This is a genomic window from Rhodovulum sp. ES.010 (assembly GCF_900142935.1).
GTDB lineage: Bacteria > Pseudomonadota > Alphaproteobacteria > Rhodobacterales > Rhodobacteraceae > Rhodovulum.
This window is the reverse complement of the sequence record NZ_FSRS01000001.1, coordinates 3,001,585-3,017,752: the sequence shown is the minus strand read 5'-3', so window position 1 is coordinate 3,017,752 and position 16,168 is coordinate 3,001,585. Positions and strand designations below refer to the sequence as shown.

16 protein-coding genes are annotated in these 16,168 nt (G+C 68.6%); 8 read left to right on the top strand and 8 right to left on the bottom strand.

Features of this window, described 5'->3' with window-relative positions; genetic code table 11:
- The gene (locus tag BUR28_RS14845; RefSeq protein WP_074220830.1) at window positions 1-1,047 is read right to left on the bottom strand and encodes an NAD(P)/FAD-dependent oxidoreductase; all 1,047 of its coding nucleotides are present in this window, start codon (window positions 1,045-1,047) and stop codon (window positions 1-3) included.
- Between the two features lie 56 nt (window positions 1,048-1,103).
- Between BUR28_RS14845 and mnmD the strand changes: the two genes are divergently transcribed.
- Together mnmD and BUR28_RS14835 are read left to right on the top strand one after the other, a co-directional pair.
- Window positions 1,104-1,781, top strand: a complete 678-nt coding sequence (gene mnmD, locus BUR28_RS14840; RefSeq protein WP_074220829.1) for a tRNA (5-methylaminomethyl-2-thiouridine)(34)-methyltransferase MnmC2 — start codon at window positions 1,104-1,106, stop codon at window positions 1,779-1,781.
- Window positions 1,778-2,644, top strand: coding sequence for a DMT family transporter (locus tag BUR28_RS14835; protein WP_074220828.1), 867 nt, complete (start codon window positions 1,778-1,780; stop codon window positions 2,642-2,644). Before mnmD ends, BUR28_RS14835 begins: the two co-directional genes overlap by 4 nt.
- On the opposite strand, the gene BUR28_RS20750 is transcribed toward BUR28_RS14835, so the two are convergent.
- Window positions 2,641-4,563 (bottom strand): lytic transglycosylase domain-containing protein, encoded by a 1,923-nt coding sequence (locus BUR28_RS20750; RefSeq protein WP_074221679.1) that lies wholly within the window; start codon window positions 4,561-4,563, stop codon window positions 2,641-2,643. The genes BUR28_RS14835 and BUR28_RS20750 overlap by 4 nt on opposite strands.
- Window positions 4,564-4,739: 176 nt before the next feature.
- On the opposite strand from BUR28_RS20750, the gene dapA reads away from it, so the two are divergent.
- Both dapA and BUR28_RS14820 read left to right on the top strand, forming a co-directional pair.
- Window positions 4,740-5,615 carry a 4-hydroxy-tetrahydrodipicolinate synthase gene (gene dapA / locus BUR28_RS14825; RefSeq protein ID WP_074220827.1) on the top strand — a complete coding sequence of 292 codons (876 nt, stop codon included), beginning with the start codon at window positions 4,740-4,742 and terminating at the stop codon, window positions 5,613-5,615.
- A 2-nt stretch (window positions 5,616-5,617) separates the two neighbouring features.
- The gene (locus tag BUR28_RS14820) at window positions 5,618-6,094 is read left to right on the top strand and encodes a TrmO family methyltransferase domain-containing protein (RefSeq protein WP_074220826.1); all 477 of its coding nucleotides are present in this window, start codon (window positions 5,618-5,620) and stop codon (window positions 6,092-6,094) included.
- A gap of 169 nt (window positions 6,095-6,263) precedes the next feature.
- Here the strand turns inward: BUR28_RS14820 and BUR28_RS14815 are convergent, their stop codons facing one another.
- Both BUR28_RS14815 and BUR28_RS14810 read right to left on the bottom strand, forming a co-directional pair.
- Complete coding sequence (locus tag BUR28_RS14815; protein WP_074220825.1) at window positions 6,264-6,692, bottom strand: DUF4399 domain-containing protein; 429 nt, start codon at window positions 6,690-6,692, stop codon at window positions 6,264-6,266.
- A 94-nt stretch (window positions 6,693-6,786) separates the two neighbouring features.
- Window positions 6,787-7,203, bottom strand: a complete 417-nt coding sequence (locus BUR28_RS14810) for a Hint domain-containing protein (protein WP_175566955.1) — start codon at window positions 7,201-7,203, stop codon at window positions 6,787-6,789.
- Window positions 7,204-7,878: 675 nt separating this feature from the next.
- Between BUR28_RS14810 and smpB the strand changes: the two genes are divergently transcribed.
- The 3 genes from smpB to BUR28_RS14795 all read left to right on the top strand — a co-directional run bounded on the left by smpB (window position 7,879) and on the right by BUR28_RS14795 (window position 10,451).
- Window positions 7,879-8,355 (top strand): SsrA-binding protein SmpB, encoded by a 477-nt coding sequence (smpB, locus tag BUR28_RS14805; RefSeq protein WP_074220823.1) that lies wholly within the window; start codon window positions 7,879-7,881, stop codon window positions 8,353-8,355.
- Between the two features lie 63 nt (window positions 8,356-8,418).
- The gene (sseA, locus tag BUR28_RS14800) at window positions 8,419-9,276 is read left to right on the top strand and encodes a 3-mercaptopyruvate sulfurtransferase (RefSeq protein ID WP_074220822.1); all 858 of its coding nucleotides are present in this window, start codon (window positions 8,419-8,421) and stop codon (window positions 9,274-9,276) included.
- Window positions 9,276-10,451 (top strand): amino acid aminotransferase, encoded by a 1,176-nt coding sequence (locus BUR28_RS14795; RefSeq protein WP_074220821.1) that lies wholly within the window; start codon window positions 9,276-9,278, stop codon window positions 10,449-10,451. The genes sseA and BUR28_RS14795 overlap by 1 nt, the downstream gene beginning before the upstream one ends.
- 64 nt (window positions 10,452-10,515) lie before the next feature.
- Here BUR28_RS14795 and BUR28_RS14790 read toward each other — a convergent pair whose 3' ends face one another.
- Together BUR28_RS14790 and BUR28_RS14785 are read right to left on the bottom strand one after the other, a co-directional pair.
- Window positions 10,516-11,853: an ammonium transporter gene (locus tag BUR28_RS14790; RefSeq protein ID WP_074220820.1), complete on the bottom strand. Its 1,338-nt coding sequence runs from the start codon at window positions 11,851-11,853 to the stop codon at window positions 10,516-10,518.
- A gap of 39 nt (window positions 11,854-11,892) precedes the next feature.
- Window positions 11,893-12,231 carry a P-II family nitrogen regulator gene (locus BUR28_RS14785; RefSeq protein WP_074220819.1) on the bottom strand — a complete coding sequence of 113 codons (339 nt, stop codon included), beginning with the start codon at window positions 12,229-12,231 and terminating at the stop codon, window positions 11,893-11,895.
- 260 nt (window positions 12,232-12,491) lie between these two features.
- Here BUR28_RS14785 and BUR28_RS14780 point away from each other — a divergent pair, with 260 nt between their 5' ends.
- Window positions 12,492-14,687, top strand: a complete 2,196-nt coding sequence (locus tag BUR28_RS14780; RefSeq protein ID WP_074220818.1) for a transglycosylase domain-containing protein — start codon at window positions 12,492-12,494, stop codon at window positions 14,685-14,687.
- An 11-nt stretch (window positions 14,688-14,698) separates the two neighbouring features.
- On the opposite strand, the gene BUR28_RS14775 is transcribed toward BUR28_RS14780, so the two are convergent.
- Window positions 14,699-15,316: an MlaC/ttg2D family ABC transporter substrate-binding protein gene (locus tag BUR28_RS14775; RefSeq protein ID WP_074220817.1), complete on the bottom strand. Its 618-nt coding sequence runs from the start codon at window positions 15,314-15,316 to the stop codon at window positions 14,699-14,701.
- Window positions 15,294-16,025 (bottom strand): MlaA family lipoprotein, encoded by a 732-nt coding sequence (locus BUR28_RS14770; RefSeq protein ID WP_254813755.1) that lies wholly within the window; start codon window positions 16,023-16,025, stop codon window positions 15,294-15,296. Before BUR28_RS14770 ends, BUR28_RS14775 begins: the two co-directional genes overlap by 23 nt.
- Between the last annotated feature and the right edge of the window lie 143 nt (window positions 16,026-16,168).

Genomic DNA, 16,168 nt, shown 5'->3' with positions numbered 1-16,168 from the left:
TCAGAGGTGCGCCTCGACCCGAAACCCCGCCGGGATGCCCTCTTCCCGGTCCTCCAGCACGAGGTCGGCCATCACCGCGCCCACCTTGGGCGCCAGACCGATCCCGATCTTGAACCCGCCATTGGCCACGTAGTGCCCCGACCGCCCGGGCCACGGCCCCAGCATCGGCGCGATGCTCCGCGCCCGCGGGCGCACGCCGGCCCAGCGCTCCATCACCTCCGCGCCCTCAAGCGCCGGGCACAGCGCGCGGGCGCGGGCGATCACGTCGTCCAGGCGAGCATCCGTGGAATAGGGATCGTCGAACTCGCGCTCGGTCGTCGAGCCGACGGCCACCGTCCCGTCATGGTGCGGGACGATAAGCAGGCCGTGGCCATGCACCTGCGGCGCATCCAGCGCGGCATGCGCAAGGATCGCCGCCTGCCCCTTGACCCCGCTGCCGACCTGCCGGCCCAACTCCGCCGAAAGCTGCGCGAGGCCGGGATAGCCCGTGGCCCAGATCACCTTTCCCTCGACGGGCCCCTCGGCGCCGCACGACACCTCGCCGCCGAGCGCCTCGACCGCGCCGGCAAGCGCCGCGCAGGCCGCGCGGGGGGCGATCCGGGCCGACAGCGTATCGCGGATCAGCAGGCCCGTGGGCGAGACGGGGGCAAGCGTGCCCGCCCGGTCCGCCGGCACCACCTCCCAGCGCGCCGCACCGCGCCACAGCGTCGCCGCGGCCTCCGCGCGCGCCTCGGCCCGGGCGCGCGCGGGCTCATCCGCGATCGGCTGGAACCGGCCTAGGCGTGCGTAGCCCGTGGGCCGACCGCTTGCCGCCTCGACCTCGGCCCAGAACGCGTCCGACATCAGCAGGCTTTCGAACTGAAATCCCTTCTTGTCATTCCAGCCCTCGGGCACATGCGGGGCGAGCGCACCGACCGGGGTTCCGCTGGCGCCGGCCGCCGGATGCGACCACTCCACGACACGCACGCGCGCACCGCGCGCGGCGCAGGCATAGGCGCAGGCCAGCCCGAACACGCCCGCGCCCATCACCGTCACGTCGGTTGCCATTCCTCTCGCCCTCACCCATGCTCGCGGCTCCAGTCATCGGCGGTCTAGGGCATGTGATGGAACAAGGCCAGCGGACGGAGCTCACCTGGGCGGGGGGCGGCGTGCCGGTTTCGACGCTATTCGACGACCCGTATTTCTCGCTGCGGGGCGGGCTGGCGGAGTCGCGGCACGTCTTCCTGGCCGGCAACGACTTGCCCGAACGCTTCCGGCCCGGTTTCCACATCGCCGAACTCGGCTTTGGCACGGGGCTCAACATGCTGGCCGCGCTTGTGGCCTGGCGCGCGGCGGGCGTGGCCGGACCGCTGAGGTTCACCAGCTTCGAGGCATTCCCGATGAGCGCGGACCAGATCGCACGCGCGCTAACCGCCTTCCCCGAGGCGGAAGCCGTAGCCGGCCCACTGCTGCGCGCATGGCAGGACGGCGCGCGGACGATCCGCGCCGACGACCTGGAAGCCGAGATCATCCTGGGCGACGCCCGCCAGTGCCTGCCGGGCTGGCCGGGGCAGGCCGATGCCTGGTTTCTCGACGGGTTCTCACCGGCGAAGAACCCCGAGTTGTGGGCCCCCGACCTGCTGGCCGAGGTCGGCGCGCACACCGCGCCCGGCGGCACCGCGGCGACCTACACGGCCGCAGGCCATGTCCGCCGCGCCCTCGCCGCCGCCGGCTTCGCGGTCGAACGCCGCGCCGGCTATGGCGGGAAGCGGCACATGACCGCGGCAAGGCGGCCCGGATGACGGAACAGAACACGCGCCTCGGCATTCTGCTGATGGTGGCCACGACCATGGTGTTCGCCGTGCAGGACGGGCTCTCGCGGCATCTGGCGGGGGAATACAACGTGCTGATGGTGGTGATGATCCGCTACTGGTTCTTCGCCGCCTTCGTGATCGCCGTCGCCACCCGGAAAGCCGGGGGCATCCGCGCCGCCGCCGCAACGCGCCAGCCGCTGGTCCAGGCGTTCCGTGGCCTTCTGCTGGCGGCCGAGATCTGCGTGATGGTGGCCGGCTTCGTGGCGCTCGGGCTTGTCGAGAGTCACGCGGTCTTCACCTGCTATCCGCTGCTCATCGCGGCGCTGTCGGGCCCGGTTCTGGGCGAACGGGTCGGCTGGCGGCGCTGGGTTGCGATCGGCGTGGGCTTCCTTGGGGTGCTCATCATCCTGCAGCCCGGCGTCGCGGTGTTCGATCCGGCCGCGCTGATCCCCTTCGCCGCGGCGCTGATGTTCGCGCTTTACGGGCTGCTCACCCGCTACGTCGCCCGCGCCGACAGCGCCGCGACCAGCTTTTTCTGGACGGGCACCGTAGGCGCCGTCGCGATGACCGCCGTCGGGCTTTGGGTGTGGGAGCCGATGGCGCCCGGCGACTGGGGCTGGATGGCGCTCTTGTGCGTGACCGGGGCCACCGGACATTTCCTGCTGATCAAGGCCTACGAAGTCGCCGAGGCGAGCGCGGTGCAGCCATTCGCCTACCTGCAACTTGCCTTCGCCTCGGCGCTCGGACTGACGGTCTTCGGCGAGTCACTGCGGCCGAACGTGGTCCTCGGCGCGGCCCTCGTCGTGGCGGCAGGCCTCTTCACGCTGTGGCGCGAACGGCGTCGCGCCTAACGGGCCTTCAGCTCTTCCGACAGCCGCAGCGGCGCGGTGTCGCCTGTCAGCCGCGCGCGGTAAACCGGCAGCGACTCGGCTACCCGCATCACGTAGTTCCGGGTTTCGCGAAACGGGATCATCTCGATCCAGTCCACCACATCGACATCCGCCGCGCGCGGATCGCCCATCACCCGCGACCAGCGCCGGGCCCGGCCGGGCCCGGCATTGTACCCAACGGAAACCAGAACCGGGTTCGCGCCGAATTCGGCGATGAGTTGCGCCAGGTAGGCCGCCCCCAATTCCGCGTTGTAGTCGGGATCGGTCAGCAGGGCGGCATCGGAATGCTCGACGCCGAGCTTGCGGGCCATCGCCTGCGCCGTGCCCGGCATAAGCTGCATCAGCCCGCGCGCGCCCGCGCCGCTGCCCACGGCAGGGTCGAACTCGCTTTCGCGCCGGGCGATCGCCAGGACAAGTTCGGTCGGAACCGGATGATCCCCCGCCGCAAGCTCCGTCACCGGGAAATAGGCCGGCATGATCACGTTGCCGTCCCGCGCCGCGACCTTGGCGATGCGAACCGCGACATGGGGCTCGTCAAGCTCCAGCGCCAGCCCGGCGATCTGGCGCTGGCCCTCGGGGCCGGCAGTCTCGGCCAGATGGGTGAGGAACCATTCCATCAGGTTGCGTTCGCCCGCCTCGTGGAACAGGCGGGCCGCCTGCACCACGGACCCCTCGGCCCAGGGCGCATCCCGCCAGTCGGGGAGCGCCTCGCGCCCGGTCAGGGCCGGGTCCATCGTCAGTCCCGCCCGCTCGGCCGCGAGCAGCCCGTAGAAACTCGTCTGATGCGCGCCCCCCTTCACGTAGGCGGCGCGCGCCTCCTGCGTGCGGCCAAGCGCCTCCAGCGCCCGGCCCTGCCAATAGCCCGCGCGGCCCAGGCTGATCGGCGTCCGCACCGACGCCTCGAAATTCACGAAATGCGCGAGCGCCGTTTCGGGGTCGTCTAGGAAGCGCAACGCGATGAAACCCGAAAGCCATTCGAGATCGGCGTAGTCCGATCCCGTCGCGAGATGGTGGCGCGATGCCAGGCGATAGGCCAGGCCCGGGTCGAACTCGCTCAGGACCGTTCGGGCGAAAACGCGCCGCCAGCCCGCCCAGGCCTCCGGGCGCCCCAGCGAGTCCGCCGAGCCGCTGCGCGCGTCCAGAAGCGCGATGGCATCCTCGTTACGGCCCTTCCGCGCGCGCCAAAGAAAGCGTTCGTAGGCCAGCCCCGGATCGTCCTTGAGCGCCTCGGGAACCGTGTCGATCAGCGCGTCGACGCCCGGCGCCTGCTTGCGCAGGGCCTCGCGCGCGGCCACCAGGGCCTCCCACCCCTCCGGAACCAAGGGCAGCATCCGGCGGGCCGAAACGAAATGCCCGTCCCACAGCATCGCGTCGATGCGGGCCTCGTGATGGGGCGCAAGCTGATCGCGGAAACGGGCGAGGAACGCGACCCGCGCGTTTTCCGACAGCACCAGGGTACGCCAGGCGAGCACCGCCATCGCCTGCGCATCGCCCACCTCGTCGCGCGCGGCATGTGCCTGCACCAACCGCAGGGCACCGGTCCCGGTATGGGGCGGCTTGCCGCCGAAATAGCCGATCACCGCGTCGGAGGCGCCGCCGCCTGGAATCTTGCCCTCGCCCTCGGCCCGCAGCCGGTCGAGCCCGGGCCAATCGGGGTTGCGTGCAAGGAACGCGCGATAGTCCTCGAAGTCGCCCTGCCCGGCACGCAGCCAGCGCCAGGTGACGATGTCGCGCGCCACGGGCGCCGTGCGGTCGGCGAGGTCCCAGGCCTTTTCCCAGCGGTCGGCGCGCACCGCGTCCATCACCGTCGCCAGAACCGCCTGCTCGGCATCGGCGGGTGCGGCGAGCGCGAGCGCGAGGCAGAGGGCTTTCAGGCGCATGGAAAGGTCGGGCGGCACGGTCACGGGAAAACGGCTCTCAGGCTGTCATGGCGCACGGGGCACAGGCAATACACAAACTTGGCAACGCCCTTCTGGCGCTATAGGGTCCGGCGCGCTGCGGCGGGCGCGAGTCGTCGGCCACGGCCTCGGTCAGCCATAGATGAAAGGAGCGTGTCATGATTCAAGGGTCCCTGCCCGCGCTGGTGACGCCGTTCAAGCACGGTGCACTGGATATCGACGCGCTCAAACGCCTGGTCGAGTGGCATCTCGACGAGGGCAGCCACGGATTCGTCCCCGTCGGCACCACCGGCGAAAGCCCCACCCTCAGCCATGCCGAGCACGAGACCGTCATCGAGGAGGTGGTGAGGGCCGTGGACGGCCGGGCGCCGGTAATCGCGGGAGCGGGCTCGAACAACACCCAGGAAGCGATGCGCTTCCTTCAGCACGCGGAGAAGGTCGGCGCCAATGCCGCGCTGGTGGTCACGCCCTATTACAACAAGCCCACCCAGGCCGGGATGATCGCGCATTTCACCGCGCTGCACGACTGCTGCAAGCTGCCGATCATCATCTACAACATCCCCGGCCGATCGGCCGTCGACATGATGCCCGACACGATGGGCGAACTGGCCAGGCTGCCCCGCATCATCGGCGTGAAGGACGCGACCGGCGATCTTGCCCGGGTGCCCAAGCAACGGATCACCTGCGGGCCCGACTTTCTCCAGCTCTCCGGCGAGGATGCGACAGCGCTGGGCTTCAACGCCCATGGCGGCCGCGGCTGCATCTCGGTCACCGCGAACGTGGCCCCCCGGCTCTGCGCCGAATTCCAGGAGGCGACGCTGGCAGGCGACTATTCCAGGGCGCTGGACCTGCAGGACCGCCTGATGCCGCTCCATGTGGCGATCTTCCTCGAGCCCGGCGTCGCGGGCGCCAAATACGCGCTCGCCCGCCTCGGTCGGTGCAGCGACGAGGTGCGCGCGCCCCTCACAGGCGTGACCGAGGGCACGGCGGCGAAGATCGACGCCGCGATGCGTCACGCGGGCCTGCTAAACTGATCATGGCCAAGCCGCGGCGCCCCGGCGAGGTCGCACTTGACGATCAGGCGCCGCCCGACGGTCCGCGCCTGCGTTTCATCGGCCATATCCGCTCGCCCTGGGGCCCGGATGACTGCCCCAAGAACATGCGCGCCGCGCGCGCATCGGGCCGGGGCGCCCGGATCGAGCTCGCCTCCGGCTACGGGCCGGCCCTACTGGGGCTCGGGATCGGCCAGCCGCTCATCCTACTCTATTGGATGGACCGGGCGCGGCGCGACCTTTTGCGCCAGGCGCCCCGGCATCTCGACGGCCCGCGCGGCACCTTCGCGCTGCGCTCGCCGAACCGGCCCAACGCGATCGCGCAGGCCACGGTCCGCATCACGGCGCTCGACGCGGACCGCGGCACGGTCGGAATTGACGCGATCGACTGCTTCGACGGCACGCCCATGGTCGATATGAAACCGTGGATCGAGACCATCGACCTGCCCCCCGCGCCCTGAGTCCCCGTCGTCCTTCTTCTGGCGTCAAATATCCCGGGGGTCGCCATTGGAGCGCCATTGGTCCGAGCGACAATGGCGACGGGCGCAGAGCCCCCCGGCGGGTCGGCGCGGCGCAGCCGCGGCGAAACCGAAGCCGGGCGACATTCCGGCAGGGGAGCGCGGGCGCCGGTTACTCCACCGTGATCGTCACCGGCGCGGACATCACCGGCGGATCGTGCGGCACGTGCATCGCATCGCCGAGCAGCAGCCAGAGCGTATGGGTTCCCGCAGGCAAGTCCAGCGTCGTTTCCGTCTGACCGCCCCCGAAATGGATGTGGTTGTCGTCGGCTGGCACGGCGGTCGAGAAATCGTACCCCTCCTGCGGAATGTCGATGATCAGGTGGTGGTGGCCGGTCGCCTCGGCCTCGGTTCCGGCGGGCGCCACGCCCATGCCCTCCAGCCCGAAACGGATCGTCACGGGACTCGACACGGTGCTACCATCCTCCGGGCTGATGACATAGGCACTGGCGCCGTCGGGCGCGGCGCTCCGCTCCTGGGCCATCGCGGGTACGGCCAGCGCGACTCCCAGCGCCGCGGCGGCAAGACGGAAACGAATCATCGCAAAGTCCTCCCTTGCTCTCTGACAACCGCCGCCCCCTCTCCGCGTTCGGCGAGGGATCGACGTGGGAGAGATAGGCCGCGCAATGCCGCGATCAATGCCGGGGCGCCCGCGGCGGCAACGGCACCCAAAGCCCCTCGACATGCACGTCCACGAGGTCCTCGCAATGGAACAGCGTGTAGGTGAAGATGGTCTCGGGCTTGCGCAGGATGCGGGGGATTGAGGTCAGGCGAGCGGCGGGTTCCGACCGGCTGCCGAGGCCCGGTGTCTGCGGATGAAGCCGCTGGCCCGGCGAGACGACCACGTTCCGCGCGGGCAGACCTGCACCGAAGGCGCCGGGCCGTATGAGAATCGGCAACGCTTCGGGGTGCGCGGTCAGGAACGCCTCGTCGAGGGTGAGCCGGTCGAGCCAGACGATTCGCAAGTAGGGTCCGCGCCGCGTGCGCACGCGGTCGCCGACGCGCAACGTCTGGGCCGGAAACGCACCCATCTGGGTCGAGATACGCGTCATCGGGCCGAAGCCCGGCAGCGGCCAATCGCGCCCGGCCGAGGCGGCGCGAGACGCCGATCCATCGCACAAGCGGCCTTGGCCCGTCGCATCCCTCAAGCCACTCTCTCCCGACATGTCACGTCCTCGCGAAGGGGCCGTGGACCGCGTCGCCGCGACCGACGGGCCGCCCCGGAACAGCGTTGGGGCGCACGGAGCCGAAAACCCTGTTGGCCCGTGCACCCCAAGCAACCACACCACCTCTTACCGGCCCCGAAGGGCCCAACACCGGACCGGGTCGCCCCGGCCCGTGAGCGGCATTGTGGTTCGGAATCGGACATCAGTCAGGTCGAGTCTTGGTACTTTGCGGAGCGTTGGTGACGGCGCGGCGCAGCACCGGCAAGCGGCGCCACGACCTCGTCCATGCCATCGCAACAGTGCCGTGACGAAACCTGTCTAAAGGATCAGGTCCAAGCGGCCGCGGCGGCCAAGTCTGTTTCCCAACGCGAAACGACGGGCGGCCGCGATCATGCCATCTTTTGGCGTTCTCGATACGGGAACACACTGTTTCGCGCGGATTTTCGCGACTTCGCACTGGTCAAACCGCCCCGAAACCGCGTCTTCGGGCGCGACTCACCCCCGACGGATCGGCCCGCACCGCTTCCCCCGGGCGACGGATTCGCCTATATCGCGCCCACCATGGCCAAGTTGCAGACGAACCCGAACTACAAGGTGATCGCCGAGAACCGGCGCGCGCGCTTCGACTACGCCATCGAGGACGATGTCGAATGCGGACTCGTGCTCGAGGGCTCGGAGGTGAAATCGCTCCGCGAGAACGGTGCCAACATCGCCGAGAGCTACGCCAGCGTCGAGGGGGGCGAATTGTGGCTCGTCAACGGCTATATCCCGCCCTACGAGCAGGCCAAGACCTTCGCCCATGACGAACGGCGCCGGCGCAAGCTGCTGGTGTCGCGGCGCGAACTCGCCCGGCTCTGGTCCGACACCCAGCGCAAGGGCTACACGCTGGTCCCCCTGGTGCTCTACTTCAACCATAAGGGCCTGGCCAAGCTGAAGATCGGGATCGCCAAGGGCAAGAAGACCCAGGACAAGCGCGCGACCCAGGCCAAGCGCGACTGGCAGCGCCAGAAGCAACGCCTGCTCAAGGAGCAAGGCTGAGCGCCTTGCCTCGCGCGGGTCCGCGCTCTAAGGGAAAACGAACTGCCCGAGGCGGAGGGGGCCATGGCCTACGACGATCCGACAACGCTTGTGTCCACGGACTGGCTGGCGCAACACCTGCAGGATCCCGACCTGCGGGTGATCGATGCGTCGTGGTACCTGCCGGATGCCGGGCGCGATCCCAGGGCCGAATACCAGACCGCGCACATTCCCGGCGCGCGCTTCTTCGACATCGACGAGATCGCCGACCTGCGGTCGGACCTGCCGCACATGGCGCCGCCGGTCGAGAAGTTCATCAGCCGCATGCGCGCGATGGGCATCGGCGACGGCCACCATGTGGTGATCTACGACGGGGCCGGGGCCTACTCGGCGCCGCGGGTGTGGTGGACTTTCCGGCTGATGGGCAAATCCGACGTCGCGGTGCTGGACGGCGGCTTTCCGAAATGGCAGGCCGAGGGGCGCGCAGTCGAGGACCTGCCGCCCGTTGTGCGCGACCGGCACATGACCGTCCAGCGCCAGGCGCATCTGGTGAAGGACGTCACCCAGGTCGCGGCGGCCTCCAAGCTATCGGACTACGCCATCATCGACGCGCGCAGCCCCGGCCGCTTCGCGGGCACCGACCCCGAGCCGCGGCCCGGCCTGCGCTCCGGTCACATCCCCGGCTCGCGTAACGTGCATTTCGAGGCGCTGTTGAACGCCGACGGCACGATGAAGTCGCCTGACGACCTGCGCGCGGTTTTCGAGGCGGCCGGCGTGAACCTGAAAAAGCCCGCAATCACCTCCTGCGGCACCGGGGTCACGGCCGCGATCCTGAACCTCGCCCTCGAGGTGATGGGGCATCGCAACCATGCTGTCTATGACGGGTCCTGGACCGAATGGGGCATGTATGACGACCTGCCGGTCGCGACCGGACCCGCCTGATGCTCTCGCGCCTTTCGCCGCAGGCGCCCGACAAGATCATCGGCCTGATGCAGGCCTTCCGCGCCGATCCGCGCCCCGACAAGATCGACCTCGGGGTGGGCGTCTACCGCGACGCCGAGGGCCGCACCCCCGTCATGCGCGCCGTCAAGGCGGCCGAGGAGCGCCTGTGGCGCTTGCAAGACAGCAAGGGATATGTGGGGATCGAGGGCGATCCGGCCTTCCTCCACGCGATCGGCGACCTGACCCTGGGCGAGGCCGTGCCACCGGATCGAGTGGCGGCCGTGGCCACGCCCGGCGGCACCGGGGCGGTGCGCCTGGCGCTTGACCTCGTGCGGCTGGCGCGCCCGGATGCCCGCGTCTTCATCCCAGATCCTAGCTGGCCGAACCATGCCGCCATCGCGGGGTTCCTGGGGCTCGAACAGGCCGATTACCGCTATTACGATGCGCAGTCGCGGGGCGTCGATGCGCCGGGGATGCTGGCCGACCTCGAACGCACTGGCCCCGGCGACGTGGTGATCCTGCATGCCTGCTGCCATAACCCGACCGGCGCAGACCTTGCGACAGGCGATTGGGCCGCGGTCGCGGAGGTGCTGAACCGCACCGGGGCGTTGCCCCTGGTCGATCTCGCCTACCTTGGCTTCGGCAACGGGGTGGAGGCGGATGCGGCCGGCCTGCGCCTTCTGGCCAGAACCCTGCCCGAAATGCTGGTGGCGGTCAGCGGGTCCAAGACCTTCGGCCTGTATCGTGAGCGGGCGGGCGCGATCCTCGCGTTGACGGAGACGGCGGCGACCGTGCGCGGCAACCTTTCGAACCTCAACCGCCAGACCTATGCCTTTCCGCCCGATCACGGGGCGCGGGTCGTCACCGACATCCTGACCGACGCGGCCCTGCGCCGCGACTGGCAGCACGAACTCGACGCGATGCGCGACCGCGTGCAGCGGCTACGGCGCGACCTTGCCGACAGCCTGCGCGCGAAGAGCGGCTCGGATCGGTTCTGCCATCTCGCGGAGCAGCGCGGCATGTTCTCGTTGCTTGGCGCGACGCCGGAGCAGGTGAGCACGCTGCGCGAGCGTCATGGGGTCTATGTGGTCGGCGACGGGCGGATGAACCTGGCGGGGCTGACCGAGGCGCTGATCCCGCGGGTCTCCGAGGCCCTGCTCGACATCGGCCTGTAATCCGCGAAACGCGAAAGGCCCGGGCAAACCCCGGGCCTTCCGTCATCTTGCCATGTGCGCGGGCTCAGCCCTTCACGAATTCCGGATAGGCTTCCATCCCCAGTTCCGTGACGTCGAGGCCGTTGACCTCTTCCTCCTCGGACACGCGGATGCCCATGGTCGCCTTGAGGATCAGCCAGACCACCGACGAGGCGACGAAGACGAAGGCGCCGACGATCGCGATCGAGATGATCTGGGTGATGAAGCTGGCATCGGGGTTGGTCAGGACGACCGCAATGGTGCCCCAGATACCCGCGAACAGGTGCACCGGGATGGCGCCGACCACGTCGTCGATCTTCAGTTTGTCGAGGAGCGGCACGGTGAAGACCACGATCACGCCGCCGATGGCCCCGATCACCGTCGCCATGAACAGCGAGGGCGTCAGCGGTTCGGCGGTGATCGACACCAGGCCCGCCAGACAGCCGTTCAGCACCATGGTGAGGTCGACCTTGCCGTAGACCACCTGGGTCAGGATCAGCGCCGCCACACCGCCGGCCGCGGCCGCGGCGTTGGTGTTGGCGAAGATTCGCGACACGTCCGCGGCATCGCCGATCGAGCCAAGCGCCAGCTGCGAACCGCCATTGAAGCCGAACCAGCCCAGCCACAGGATGAACATACCCAGCGTCGCGAGGGCCAGGTTGGAGCCCGGCATCGGATGGATCGACCCGTCCTTGCCATACTTGCCTTTACGCGCCCCCAGGATGATGGCACCGGCCAGCGCCGCCCAGCCACCGACCGAGTGCACGACGGTCGAACCGGCGAAGTCGAGGAAGCCCATAGAGTCCAGGAAACCGCCGCCCCACTTCCAGGAGGCCTGCAGCGGGTAGATGATCGAGGTCAGGATGATGGTGAACACCAGAAACGGCCAGAGCTTGATCCGCTCTGCCAGGGTACCCGACACGATCGAGGCGGTTGCCGCGCAGAACATCAGCTGGAAGAAGAAGTCAGACCCGGTGGAGGCATAGCCGTAATCGTCGACGGCATCGGCGCCGGCGCCCACGGGCTCAAGCACGCCCCAGGTCGGGAACAGCCCCGAGAACACACCCTCGATGGCCCAGTCGCCCAGCGGGTACATCAGGTTGTAGCCGATGAGCCAGTAGAAGATCGTGGCCAGAGAAAACAGGCCGACGTTCTTGGTCAGCTGCATCGTGACATTCTTGGAGCGCACGAGGCCCGCTTCGAGCATGGCGAAGCCGGTGGCCATGAAGAACACCAGGAAGCCCGCCACGAGAAACAGGAAGGTGTTGAGGATCCAGACCACGTCGGTCGGCACGGCGGCGGGCACCTCGGCTTCCTGGGCGAAGCCCAGCGCGGGCAGGGCAGCCAAGCCCGCGGCGAGGGTGAGAAGTTTCATCGATTTCATCTGTACTGGTCCTTTTGCTTCAGGATCGTCAGGGGGCGCTCAGATCGCGTCTTCGTTGGTTTCGCCGGTGCGCACGCGCACCGCCTGGTTCACATCGAGGACGAAAATCTTGCCGTCGCCGATCTTGTCGGTCTTCGCGGTCTTCGCGATGGTGTCGACGACTTGGTCGGCCATCGCGGACGACACGACGATTTCGAGCTTGACCTTGGGAACGAAGTTCACGGCATATTCGGCGCCGCGGTAGATCTCGGTGTGGCCGGATTGCGAGCCGAAGCCCTTGATCTCGGTCACCATCATGCCGCGCACGCCGATGGCCGTGAGTGCTTCCCTCACCTCCTCCAGCTTGAACGGCTTGATTGCAGCAATGATCAGTTTCACGTCATGACCCTTCCGGTTTTGGCAGGCGGTCCTGCGGGAGTACCCGGGCAAGAAGGGGCCGGAGGCGGAAAGCTGACAAGGAATCCTGCGGTTGCGAGGGCTCGGCATCCGGCGTTTTTGCACAATCTTTGCACAGATTAACTTGTTTGCTTAATTATTAGGCATTACTGCGAAGCCGATAATGTGACCCGGCGGAACTCCACATTCGCCGGGTGGCGCTGTATGGTGCGGCAACGGGCAGGCAGGTCACGGGAACCGTCATGGGCAGCAACGGCCGGAAAAAAAAGCCACTGGTGGCGGAGCGGCGCAATCCGAAGAAGAAGCGCCCGGCAAGGAAAGCGGCGCCGGCGCGGCGCAAGACGACGCGCGCGCGCAAGACGCGGCGACGCGGCAACCCGGTGGTCGCCGCGGTCACGGGGCTCTTTCGCTGGCTCGCCCGGCTGGTCTGGCGTCTGTTTTCGCGCATCGCCCTCATGGGCGCCGTGGCGCTGGCGCTGGCCGTCCTCTATTTCTATGTGCAGTTGCCCGAGATGACGGCGCTGCTGGACGGGCGCAACCGCGGCTCAGTCACGCTGCTGGACCGCGGCGGCGAGGTCTTTGCCTGGCGCGGCGAACAGTTCGGTGGACAGATCACCGCCGACACCGTCGCGCCGGAGTTAAAACACGCGGTTATCGCCACCGAGGACCGCCGCTTCTACCGCCATTTCGGGATCAGCCCGCGCGGCATCGCCGGCGCGATCCGGATCAACCTGTCCGAAGGGCGCGGCCCGCTATCGGGCCATGGCGGGTCCACAATCACGCAGCAGACCGCAAAGTTGCTGTGCCTCGGCGTGACCTACGACCCCGCGAAATGGGAGAGCGAGGCCGCCTACGAGGCCGATTGCCGGCGGACCACGCTGGGCCGCAAGGCCAAGGAGGCGCTCTACGCCTTGGCGATGGAGGCGAAGTACGCGAAAGACGAGATCCTGACGATCTACCTAAACCGCGCCTATCTGGGGGCCGGTGCGCGCGGGTTCGAGGCCGCCGCCCAGCGCTATTTCGGCAAGTCCGCGAACGAGGTCAGCGCCTCGGAGGCGGCGATGCTGGCGGGGCTTCTCAAGGCGCCCACGACCTATGCGCCGACGAACAACCTGGAACGCTCGCGCGACCGGGCAAACCTGATCCTGGGCCTGATGCAGGACCAAGGCTACCTGACGGCCAAGGAAGCCGCCATCGCCAAGGCCAATCCCGCGGAGTTGTCGGAGGCCGCGGAGTCGCGGTCGGGCGGCTATTTCGCCGACTGGGTGATGGGCGCCGGCCCCGATTTCCTGACCCGCGACACCACCGAGGACGTCATCATCCGCACCACCTTCGACCCGCGGTTGCAGGAGGCCGCCGAGACGGCGCTGAAGGAGGTGTTCGAGACCAAGGTGAGGCCCGGTTCCAAGGCCGAGGCGGCGATCGTGGTGATGTCGGCCGACGGCGCGGTGCGCGCGATGGTGGGCGGGCGCAAGACGACCATCGGGGGCTTCAACCGCGCGACCATGGCGCTGCGCCAGACCGGATCGGCCTTCAAACCCTTCGTTTATGCCGCCGCGCTCGACCTGGGCTACACGCCGAACGCGACCGTGGTGGACGAGCCCTACACGATCGATGTGCCGGGGTCAGGACCCTATTCGCCCGCCAACTACGACCGCAAGTTCCACGGCCGGGTGACGCTGGCCGAGGCGCTGCAGCATTCCTACAATGTGCCGGCCGTGAAGGTGTCGGAATCGGTCGGGCGCGAGAACGTGCGCAAGATCGCGGCCGATTTCGGGGTTGAAAGCGACCTCGCGCTCGGCCCCGCGCTGGCGCTCGGCGCCTCGGAATCGACACTGATCGAAATGACCGGCGCCTATGCGGGCATTTTGAACGGCGGGTCCAGCGTCACGCCCTACGGCCTGGTCGAGTTGCGCCTCAAGGGCGAGCGCGACCCCCTGATGGACCAGGAGGGCGGTATCGGCGAACGCGTGATCTCGGAGCGTGCGGCCCGCAGCCTGACCTACATGATGCACCGGGTCGTCGAGGCCGGGACTGGGCAGCGCGCGCAACTGCCGGGCTGGCCCGCGGCTGGCAAGACCGGCACGACCTCGGCCGCGCGCGACGCGTGGTTCATCGGCTTCACCGCCGACTACGTCGCGGGCGTGTGGATGGGCTACGACGACAACACGCCACTGACTGGCGTGACCGGAGGCGGCCTGCCGGCCGAAATCTGGCGCGAAACGATGCTGCGCGTTCACGAGGGGCTGCCGGCGCGCCAGTTGCCGATGCTGGTGCCCGAACGCCCCGGCCTGGCGGCGGACGGTCGCTACCCGGGCCGCACCTATTCCTCGGACGACGGCTATCGCAACGAGCGGCGGCCGGCGGATGGGGCCGGCGAGATGGGCGACCGCATCCTGGAGGTGCTGGGCGCGATCCTCGGCACGGGCAGGAACTGACCGGCGCGGCATCAGCCCGCGCGGCGCAGGTCCTGGGTGAGTGCCTCGATATTGCCCCGCCGCCGGTCGAGCATCGCGCCGATCTCGGTCCGCTCGGTCGCGAGCATGTTCACACCCTCGATGAAGATGTTGAAGAAGAGGTCCCGCCCCGACCGGTCCGACACGAGGAAGATCACCTCGAACGGTGACTGCCCCGGCAGGTAGGCGGTCGTCTTGACCTCGTAGAACCTCTTGTAGGGCCGCGCCTCGCGCACTTCGAGATTGCCCCCGATGAATTCGCGGAAACGCCGCCCGTACTTGCGCGAGATATAGCCTTGGAACGCGTCGGTGAAGGCCCGAAGCTGGGCAGGCGACGCGGATCGCGCCGCCGGGCCGAGCGCGGAGCGTGCGATGATGGGCACGTCGGCATAGCGGGCGAAAATCCGCTCGAACTCCACCAGCATCTGCGACTCGGAGCGGCCGGAATTGATCACCCGGTTTATGTCGCCCACCACCCGGTCGACCAGTTGCGCGGCCTCGTTCGTGGTTAGCGCGCCGGCCGGCCCGGGAAACAGCGCCGCGCACCCGACGGCAAGAGCGGAGGCCAGCACGTCGCGACGGCGCGTGTCATTCTGCGGGAACGTCGTCATATGGGTCCTCGTAGGGATCGAAATACTCGGGGGCCGCCCCGCGCCGAAGCTTGAACCTGCGATTCTCGAGATAGATTTGGCGGGTCTGCGCATAGCTGTCCGCACTATCGTAAAGGACTGAATCAATCGTTTCCGTGCGCTCGTAGCGCACATTCACCCCCGACAGAACGCCCGTCGAGGCGGCCACGTAGCGCCCCTCCTGCGACAATGCCAGGAAGCCGAGAGGATCGAAGGCGAAATCGACCACCCTGCCGACCGCGTGGCGCCCGGTGGACGGGCCGATCAGCGGGAAGATGGTGTAGCTGCCCTCCGGCACGCCCCACACATAGAGCGTCTCGCCGAAGTCGGTTTCGACCGCGGGCGCGCCCATGGCCGTCGCCGGATCGAACAGACCGGCAATCCCGATCGTCGAGTTGATAAGGAAACGCGTGGTGTTCTGCACCGCGTCGCCTGGCCGAAGCTGAAGCAGGCTGTTGATGACCGCTTCCGGAAGCGAAAGGTTCGCGGCAACATTGCCGATGCCGCTGCGCACCGGGCCCGGCACCGTGCGGCCATAAGCCATCGACACGGGCCGCAGCACGGTCCTGTCGAAGGCGACGTTGTCGGCATGCGCCTTGCGGTTTTGCGCTTCGTAAGGGTCCTCGATTCCCGCAGGAATGTTGGCCGGGCCGCAGGCCGACAACATCGCCACGGCCACCAGCGTCAGCACCGCCGCGCGCCGGGGTCCGCAATTCCATCGAAACGCGTGCAAGGCCAGCCTCCGCTTGCAGAACATCCCCATCTACCGAACCATGGCCCGGCCCGGATCACAAGGGCAGAGCCGAGCGGGAGATGGCCGGATTTCCGGTTCCG